Consider the following 2,042-nt stretch of genomic DNA (forward strand, 5'->3'; position numbering starts at 1 on the left):
GGTACGTACGGTGGTGTGAGAGGTCGGTAGATAAAATAATTATCTACCTCCTACTCGATTGTGTTAAATAGATTGCATATTAAATAGCAGAAATAGTGAAATATTTGGAGATAAACAAATATAAATTATAATAATCAACTAACATTTTATAATATAAACAATAAGAGTTTTGATTTATGAAACTTTATTTCGTATAATGAAACTAGAATTCACAATACGAAACATAAAGGGGGATTAAATTGATTAAAAAGTATGAAATATTAAAAAGAATAGTGGATATTGGCATTATAGCTGTTGTGCGTGCTGAAAATTCAGAAAAGGCAGAGATGGTAGCAAAAGCATGTATTAATGGGGGTATACCTGCTATAGAGATTACTTTTACAGTTCCAGGTGCAGACAGAGTTATCTCAACATTAAGAGATAAATTTACTAGTAAAGAGCTTATCGTAGGTGCAGGGACAGTTCTTGATAGTGAAACTGCTAGAATAGCAATACTATCAGGTGCTCAATATATTGTAAGCCCGTCTTTTGATTTGAAGACAGCTAAATTGTGTAATAGATATCAGATCCCTTACATGCCAGGATGTATGACTATTACTGAAATTATTGAAGCTATAGAGGCAGGTGTTGATATAATAAAAGTATTTCCTGGTAGTGTCTATGGACCAAGCATAATTAAAGCAATAAAAGGACCATTACCTCAAATTGCACTTATGCCAACTGGTGGTGTTAGCTTAGAAAACGTTGAACAATGGATAAAGAATGGTTGTATTGCTGTTGGAGTAGGGGGAGATCTTACTAAGGGAGCCAAGAGTGGTAATTATGAAGAAATAACGAAGACAGCGAAGAAGTTTATTGAAAAAATAAAAAAAGCAAGAAAATCTAATTAATAGGAGGGGTATAAATGACAAAAAAAATAATTACCATGGGAGAGATAATGTTAAGATTATCTACTCCAGGATATAAAAGATTTTTACAGGCAGACTCTTTTGATGTGGTTTACGGTGGAGGAGAAGCTAATGTTGCTGTTTCTTTAGCTAACTTTGGGCTAGATGCCTATTTTGTAACTAAACTTCCGAACAATCCAATAGGGCAGGCTGCTGTTAATTATCTAAGAAAATTTGGTGTAAATACTGACTTTATAGCAAGAGGAGGAGAAAGAATAGGGATATATTTTTTAGAAACTGGAGCATCTATGAGATCTTCAAAAGTTGTATATGATAGAGCTCATTCCTCTATTGCAGAAGCTGATATTAAAGATTTTGATTTTGATGAGATATTTATGGGAGCTGATTGGTTCCATTTTTCAGGAATTACTCCAGCTTTAAGTGACAAGTCAGCTGAGCTAACAGAAGAGGCCTTGAAAGTAGCTAAAAAACATGGGGTTATTGTAAGTGTTGATTTAAACTATAGAAAAAAACTATGGACACCAGAAAAGGCAAAAAAAGTTATGACTAGGTTGATGCAATATGTTGATATATGTATAGGGAATGAAGAGGATGCAGAAAAAACTTTAGGGTTTAAACCTGGAAAAACTGATGTCACTAAAGGAAAGCTAGAGTTATCAGGTTATAAGGATATATTTAAGCAAATGAAAGATAAATTTGGGTTTAAATACATAGTAACAACATTAAGAGAAAGTTATTCTGCATCAGATAACGGTTGGTCTGCTTTAATATATGATGGTAATGAGTTTTATCGGTCAAGGAAGTATGATATTAGAATTGTAGATAGGGTAGGAGGAGGAGATTCCTTTGCTGGTGGATTGATTTACTCATTAGTTACTGGTAAGAATTTCAAAGAAGCTTTAGAATTTGCTGTTGCAGCATCTGCTTTAAAGCATACTATACCTGGAGACTTTAACTTAGTAAGCGTAGATGAAGTTATGACTCTTGTGAATGGAGATAGTTCTGGAAGAGTACAAAGGTAGATATTAATGGAAAGTATACAGAAAGAGAGTGTTTTTTAACACTCTCTTTCTGTTTTTAGTGCGCCCAGCATGGGCGCTTGCTTGTCGGTGAAAGTCCGATGCAGGGGCTGGT

The 2,042-nt window shown here is 34.1% G+C and carries 2 protein-coding genes; both read left to right on the forward strand.

Annotated features, from left to right (window positions below; genetic code table 11):
- Positions 1-239: 239 nt before the first annotated feature.
- Entirely contained in the window at positions 240-890 is a 651-nt protein-coding gene (locus L21TH_RS10320; protein WP_006315538.1) for a bifunctional 4-hydroxy-2-oxoglutarate aldolase/2-dehydro-3-deoxy-phosphogluconate aldolase, read from the forward strand.
- 14 nt (positions 891-904) lie between these two features.
- Positions 905-1,930 (forward strand): sugar kinase, encoded by a 1,026-nt coding sequence (locus tag L21TH_RS10325; protein ID WP_006315539.1) that lies wholly within the window; start codon positions 905-907, stop codon positions 1,928-1,930.
- The last annotated feature ends 112 nt before the right edge of the window (positions 1,931-2,042 follow it).

The organism is Caldisalinibacter kiritimatiensis (assembly GCF_000387765.1).
Taxonomy (GTDB): Bacteria; Bacillota; Clostridia; order Tissierellales; family Caldisalinibacteraceae; genus Caldisalinibacter; species Caldisalinibacter kiritimatiensis.

Bases quoted from the DNA above. Each gene is read 5' to 3' on its own strand.
- L21TH_RS10325 (WP_006315539.1), top strand. From the start codon at position 905: ATGACAAAAAAAATAATTACCATGGGAGAGATAATGTTAAGATTATCT.